The following is a 5,877-nucleotide window of genomic DNA, read 5'->3' on the forward strand; positions in this document are numbered from 1 at the left end:
CACCGCCAGATTGGGCATGGCGCGCAGGCTCGCCAGATGCTCGATCGGCTGGTGGGTGGGGCCATCTTCGCCCAGCCCGATACTGTCGTGCGTGCCAACATGGATGACGCGGATCTGCTGGATGGCGGCCAGGCGGATGGCGTTGCGCATATAATCGGTGAACACCAGGAAGGTGCCGCCATAGGGGATCACCCCGCCGTGCAGCGCCATGCCGTTCATCGCAGCGGCCATGCCGAATTCGCGAATGCCGTAGTGTACGTAACGCCCGCTGTAATCATCAGCGGTGAACAGCGCCTGGCCCTTGGCCTTGGTGTTGTTCGAACCGGTCAGGTCCGCCGAGCCGCCAAGCAATTCGGGCAGCGCCGGCACCAGCGCATCCAGCGCCATTTCGCTGGATTTGCGGGTGGCAACCTTGGGCGGCGTGGCCACCAGGCTGCCCAGATAGGCCGGCATCGGATCGGCAGCCGGCAGGCGGCCTTCCATGCGGCGGGTGAATTCGGCGGCATCGGCGCTGGCGGCCAGTCGCGCTTCCCATTCGGTTCGGGCGGCGGCACCGCGCGCGCCCAGCCCCTCCCACCAGCTTTTCACATCGGCCGGAATTTCAAACGGGCCGTGGGCCCAGCCCAGCGCCGCACGCGCGCCTTCGATTTCCTTGGCGCCCAGTGCGCTGCCGTGAACGCCGCTGGTGCCGGCCTTGGTCGGCGCGCCCTTGCCGATAGTGGTGCGCGCGGCAACCAGGCTGGGGCGTGGATCTGCCTTGGCAGCGGTCAACGCTGCATCGATGCTGGCGAAATCATGGCCGTCGCAGGCCACCACATGCCAGCCCGCCGCAGCAAAGCGCCCCGCCATGTCTTCCGACGATGACAGGCTGACCGGGCCATCGATGGAGATCTTGTTGTCGTCCCAGATCACGTTCATGCGGCCCAGCTTCAGGTGGCCGGCCAGCGAGATGGCTTCCTGGCTGATACCTTCCATCAGGCAGCCGTCGCCGGCCACAACCCAGGTGTGATGATCCACCAGCGCATCACCGAACACGCCGTTCAGATGCCGTTCCGCCATGGCCATGCCGACAGCCATGGCCAGGCCCTGCCCCAACGGCCCGGTGGTGCATTCAACGCCGGGCAGTTCGGTGTTTTCCGGGTGGCCGGCGCACGGGCTGTGCCACTGGCGGAAGTTCTTGATGTCGTTCAGCGTCGGGCTGGCATAGCCGGTCAGATGCAGCAGCGCATAGATCAGCATCGAGCCATGGCCGGCCGACAGCACAAAGCGGTCGCGATCGGGCCAACGCGGGGTAGCGGGATCGAATTTCAGATGGTTGGCAAACAATATGGTCGCCACATCGGCCATGCCCATCGGCATGCCGGGGTGGCCGCTGTTGGCAGCTTCGACGGCATCCATGGCGAGCGCCCGGATGGCGTTGGCGCAGCGCGAGAGATCGGTCATGACGGCCGTTCCTGATTAACCATCCGCACTGGCCAGTTGGCCGGCGCGGTCGGGAGCGATTCCCGTTGGTGAGTGACGTTTGCGGGCGGCTTTGGCCCAGCCTGCGCGCATGCGTCAACCTTCCAATTGGCGTTCACTGCGATTGCGCCAAGCAGCCGGCTTGACCCGGGCTGACATCGCGTCTTATAAACATCGCGCAAGCCATTGAGCTGGCAATAGTGTGTTTGCGGGGGAGTGGGGCGATTTCGGAATTGATGAACCTGCTTGTGCGACTCGAAACGGCGCTGGCCGCAATCGAGACGCGCCGGAGCGTCGAAGCCACTGCCGCCGCTGACGACCGCGTGCGCCTGCAACGCATCGAAACGGCCGCCGCCGAAGCCGTGCGCGCCCTTGATCAACTCATCGGGCAGGATTGACGTCATGGGCCAGGCACTGCTCACCATCACTGGGCGCACCTATCGCATCAGCTGCCGCGATGGCGATGAGGACCGTATTTCACGCCTGGGCGACGAAATCGCTGTCCGCGCCGACAGCATCACGGCTTCCTTGGGCAGCGTACCCGAAGGCCAGTTGCTGGTGATGACGGCGCTGATGCTTGCCGATGAGCTGTCCGACACCCGTGCTGGTGTCGCGCCAGCGGCCGCCACGCCGCCGATGATGGACATCACCCGCCTTACCCGCATTGTCGAGCGGCTGGAAACGCTGGCCCGCCCTTGAGCTTATGGCCGAGCAGGCCTATATCAGCAGGTGGCGGGCACTGCCCGGTACGAGCGAGCAAGCATCCCTGAGGCGATAATCATCCTATCGGGGGCTGGCACTGGGTGGACCCTGGTCTGCCACAACTGGCTCCCACCTGACGTTTTGGCGTCAGAGGATCTTCAAGGCCAACGGCCCATGGTGGTCCCGCCACACCACCCATCCAAAGGCCAGATGTGAACAAGACCGACCTGCGCCGCCAGTTTCGCGCTGCCCGCAAGGCCTTCGTGGCCGGTCTGGCCAAAGGCGAACGCGAAGCATTGGAACGTGCGCTCGCGCCCATCACGGCCCCGGCGCTTACAAATATTGGCATGGCGGGCAGCTATGCCGCCATCGGCGACGAGATCGACCCGATGTGGATCGAGAAATCGTTCGGCCCGCACGCCTTCCCGCGCATCGCCGGGCAAGACATCGTGTTCCATCAGGCCGAATGGAGCCAGCTGAAACCCGGCTTCCAATCCATCCCCGAACCGCCTGCCACCGCGCCCGTGGTGCAGCCCGATGTGCTGCTGGTGCCGCTGGTGGCGGTCACGCTGTCTGGCGTGCGGCTGGGCCAGGGCCGCGGCTATTATGATCGGGCACTGGCCGCGCTGCGCAGCCGCCATCCGGTGCTGGCGATCGGGATCGCGTGGGAATGCCAGATCGCCCCGGCCCTGCCCGCCGAACCGTGGGACATGCCGCTGGATATGGTCGCGACGCCGCAGCGTCTGGTCGATTGCCGCAAATGGCGATAAGGCCGCTCGCTATGGATCTGGCCCCGCATCGTATTCCGCCCGAACCGAGCTGGCGCAAGCCGGTCGGCATGTTGGGCCTGATCGCCTATATCGCAGTCTATGCCGTGATCGTGTCGGTGCTGTCGGACTATCTGACGGGCCTGCCGCGCTGGCTGGAAACCTTGGCCTATCTGGTGGCCGGCATCGCCTGGGTGGCGCCGCTGAAGCCATTGTTCCTGTGGATGAACACCGGCCGCTGGAGGCAGAAATGAGCGTGAAGCCCCCGGAAGCCTGCCAGACGATGCTGGACGTGCGCGCCGGGGTGGATGCGCTGGATCAGCAACTGGTCGCGCTGCTCGCCCGCCGTTTCGGCTATATGGATGCCGCCGCCCGCATCAAGCCGAACCGCGACCATGTCCGCGATGAAGCCCGCAAGGCCCAGGTGATTGCCAACGCCAGCGCTGCTGCTGCCGCCGCAGGCTTGCCGCCCGGTTTGGCCGAAAACCTGTGGGAAGCGTTGGTCGAAGCCTCCATCGCCCACGAACTGGTGCGCTGGGAGCAGCTGCACGCGAAGGTCGCCTGATGCTGGCACACGAGCCGGCCATTCGCCTCGCCGCCTTTGCCGGCGTGCTGGCGGCCATGCTGCTCTGGGAAGCCCTCAACCCGCGCCGCGCGCCTGTGGCCGGCAATTGGGTGCGCCGCCTCAACAATCTGGCGCTGGTCGGGCTGGATACGCTGCTGCTGCGGTTGCTGTTTCCAGTGCTGGCGGTGGGCTTTGCCGGCGCGATGGCGCAGCGCGGCATCGGCCTGTTCAACGCGGTCGCCCTGCCCGGCTGGCTTGCCGTGCTGCTGGCCATCATTCTGCTCGATCTCGCCATCTATTGGCAGCACCGCCTGTTCCACCTGATCCCGTGGCTGTGGCGGCTGCACCGGGTGCACCACGCCGATCCGGCCTTCGACACGACCACGGCGCTGCGCTTCCACCCGTTGGAAATCATGCTGTCCATGGTGATCAAGCTGGCCGTGGTGGCGCTGCTGGGCGCGCCGGCGCTGGCGGTGCTGCTGTTCGAAGTGATATTGAACGCCACGGCCCTGTTCAATCACGGCAATGTCAGCCTGCCGGCCTGGCTGGAGCGCCGCCTGCGCCTGGTGCTGGTAACGCCTGATCTGCACCGCGTGCACCACAGCGTGCTTGGGCGTGAAATGAACCGCAATTTCGGTTTCAACCTGTCGCTGTGGGACCGCATGTTCGGATCATTGGCCACGCAGCCGCGCGATGGCCATGCCACCATGATGATCGGCCTTGATGATTTCCGCGAACCACGCGCGCAATGGCTCGACCGGTTGCTGCTGCAGCCCTTCAAACCATCACGAAACTGACCGGATTTCCACAGCGAGCGGTGCTTGTTTTGCCACTGTTCCTTTGCGGAAAGTGGCGCGAGTGACGGGGCTCGAACCCGCGACCTTCGGCGTGACAGGCCGACGCTCTAACCAACTGAGCTACACCCGCATGCGCTGTGGAGCCGCGCTGATATGGAGGGTGCGCCGCCCTGTCAAGCAGAGTTATGCGCGGATGTTGTGAACAGGCTGAAATCGGCTAGGGAGGACGGATGGAACCGCCTGCCTTCACCCCCGACCCCAAACGCGCGGTCGCTCGCCTGCTTGGCCTGCTCAATCTGGAAGAGATCGAGACCGATCTGTTCCGCAGCCAGTCCACCGATGAAGGCTGGATCCGTGTCTATGGCGGCCAGGTCGTCGCGCAGGCGCTGATGGCCGCCAGCCTGACGGTGGAAGCGGGACGCCTGTGCCACAGCCTGCACAGCTATTTCATCCGGCCCGGCGATCCAAAACTGCCCATCGTCTACAAGGTGGAGCGTGACCGTGACGGCGCCAGCTTCACCACGCGGCGGGTTGTGGCGATCCAGAAAGGCCGGCCGATCTTCAACATGGCGGCCAGTTTTCAGGTCGCCGAAGACGGTCTGGAACATGCCGTGTCGCCGCCGTCGGATGTGCCGCATCCAGATGGGCTGGAAAGCGATTCGGAATGGGCCCGCCGCAACGCGCCGCACGCGCCGGAACCGTGGCGCACCATCTGGCTGACCCGCGAACGCCCGCTGGATGTGCGCGCCGTGGAAAGCGATGATTTCTTCAATCCGCAGAAACGCCCGCCGCAGCAGCATCACTGGGTGCGCCTTGCGTCGCCGCTCACGCCGGAACAGGCCGCCGATCCGGTGCTGCAACGCTGCTTGTTTGCCTATGCCAGCGACATGAGCCTGCTCGACACCTGCCTGGCGCCGCACGCCATCAGCTGGGCCAATCCAGCGCTGCAAACCGCCAGCCTCGATCACGCCATCTGGTTCAATCAGACGCCCGACATGAACGAATGGCATTTGTTCGATCAGGATTCGCCGATGGCCGGCGGTGGCCGCGGCATCAACCGGGCCATCGTGCACGATATCAATGGCCGGCCGATCGCCACGCTGATGCAGGAAGGCCTGATCCGTTATCGGCCATGACGAAACCCCGCACCGTCCTTTCCCACCGGCTGAAAAAGCCGGCCTATCATTCGGCATTGGGGCCGGGGCTGGTCACCGGCGCTGCTGATGACGATCCCTCCGGCATCGCCACCTATTCCCAGGCCGGCGCCGCCTATGGCTTTGCGCTGCTATGGCCAGTGGTGCTGGCCTGGCCGTTCCTGACCGCCTTTCAGTTCACCTGCGCCGAAATTGCCCGCGTCACGGGCAAGGGGCTGGCCGCCAATCTGGCCACGCATCTGCCGCGCAGCGCGGTCTGGGCAGTGGTGCTCATGCTGCTCGGCGCCAACATCTTCAACATCGCCGCCGATATCGCCGCCATGGGCGAGGCCGCGCGCCTGGTCACCGGCTTGCCGCGCCTGCCGCTGATGGTGGGCTTTGCCGTGCTGTCGCTGGGGCTGCAGATTTTCGTGCCCTATCATCGCTATGTC

Annotated in this window: 9 protein-coding genes and 1 tRNA gene; 8 read left to right on the forward strand and 2 right to left on the reverse strand. The window is 65.4% G+C overall.

Features of this window, described 5'->3' with window-relative positions:
• Nucleotides 1–1,443: transketolase (locus tag RMO81_RS15175; protein WP_310476780.1), on the reverse strand; the 1,443-nt coding region annotated here is incomplete at its 3' end.
• A 254-nt stretch (nucleotides 1,444–1,697) separates the two neighbouring features.
• Between RMO81_RS15175 and RMO81_RS15180 the strand changes: the two genes are divergently transcribed.
• The 6 genes from RMO81_RS15180 to RMO81_RS15205 all read left to right on the forward strand — a co-directional run bounded on the left by RMO81_RS15180 (nucleotide 1,698) and on the right by RMO81_RS15205 (nucleotide 4,292).
• Nucleotides 1,698–1,859, forward strand: a complete 162-nt coding sequence (locus RMO81_RS15180; RefSeq protein WP_310476781.1) for a hypothetical protein — start codon at nucleotides 1,698–1,700, stop codon at nucleotides 1,857–1,859.
• Nucleotides 1,860–1,863: 4 nt separating this feature from the next.
• A complete protein-coding gene (locus RMO81_RS15185) occupies nucleotides 1,864–2,160 on the forward strand; it encodes a cell division protein ZapA (protein ID WP_310476782.1) in 297 nt (98 codons plus the stop codon).
• Nucleotides 2,161–2,375: 215 nt separating this feature from the next.
• Nucleotides 2,376–2,933, forward strand: coding sequence for a 5-formyltetrahydrofolate cyclo-ligase (locus tag RMO81_RS15190; protein ID WP_310476783.1), 558 nt, complete (start codon nucleotides 2,376–2,378; stop codon nucleotides 2,931–2,933).
• A gap of 11 nt (nucleotides 2,934–2,944) precedes the next feature.
• Nucleotides 2,945–3,184: a DUF2842 domain-containing protein gene (locus tag RMO81_RS15195; protein ID WP_310476784.1), complete on the forward strand. Its 240-nt coding sequence runs from the start codon at nucleotides 2,945–2,947 to the stop codon at nucleotides 3,182–3,184.
• A complete protein-coding gene (locus tag RMO81_RS15200; protein ID WP_310476785.1) occupies nucleotides 3,181–3,495 on the forward strand; it encodes a chorismate mutase in 315 nt (104 codons plus the stop codon). The genes RMO81_RS15195 and RMO81_RS15200 overlap by 4 nt, the downstream gene beginning before the upstream one ends.
• Entirely contained in the window at nucleotides 3,495–4,292 is a 798-nt protein-coding gene (locus tag RMO81_RS15205; RefSeq protein WP_310476786.1) for a sterol desaturase family protein, read from the forward strand. The genes RMO81_RS15200 and RMO81_RS15205 overlap by 1 nt, the downstream gene beginning before the upstream one ends.
• Nucleotides 4,293–4,345: 53 nt before the next feature.
• Here the strand turns inward: RMO81_RS15205 and RMO81_RS15210 are convergent.
• Nucleotides 4,346–4,422, reverse strand: a tRNA-Asp gene (locus tag RMO81_RS15210).
• A gap of 100 nt (nucleotides 4,423–4,522) precedes the next feature.
• Here RMO81_RS15210 and RMO81_RS15215 point away from each other — a divergent pair.
• Both RMO81_RS15215 and RMO81_RS15220 read left to right on the forward strand, forming a co-directional pair.
• Entirely contained in the window at nucleotides 4,523–5,428 is a 906-nt protein-coding gene (locus RMO81_RS15215; protein WP_310476787.1) for an acyl-CoA thioesterase II, read from the forward strand.
• Nucleotides 5,425–5,877: divalent metal cation transporter (locus RMO81_RS15220; RefSeq protein ID WP_310476788.1), on the forward strand; the 453-nt coding region annotated here is incomplete at its 3' end. The genes RMO81_RS15215 and RMO81_RS15220, both read left to right, overlap by 4 nt.

It is taken from the genome of Sandarakinorhabdus sp. (genome assembly GCF_031422795.1).
In the GTDB taxonomy this organism is placed as follows: Bacteria; Pseudomonadota; Alphaproteobacteria; order Sphingomonadales; family Sphingomonadaceae; genus Sandarakinorhabdus.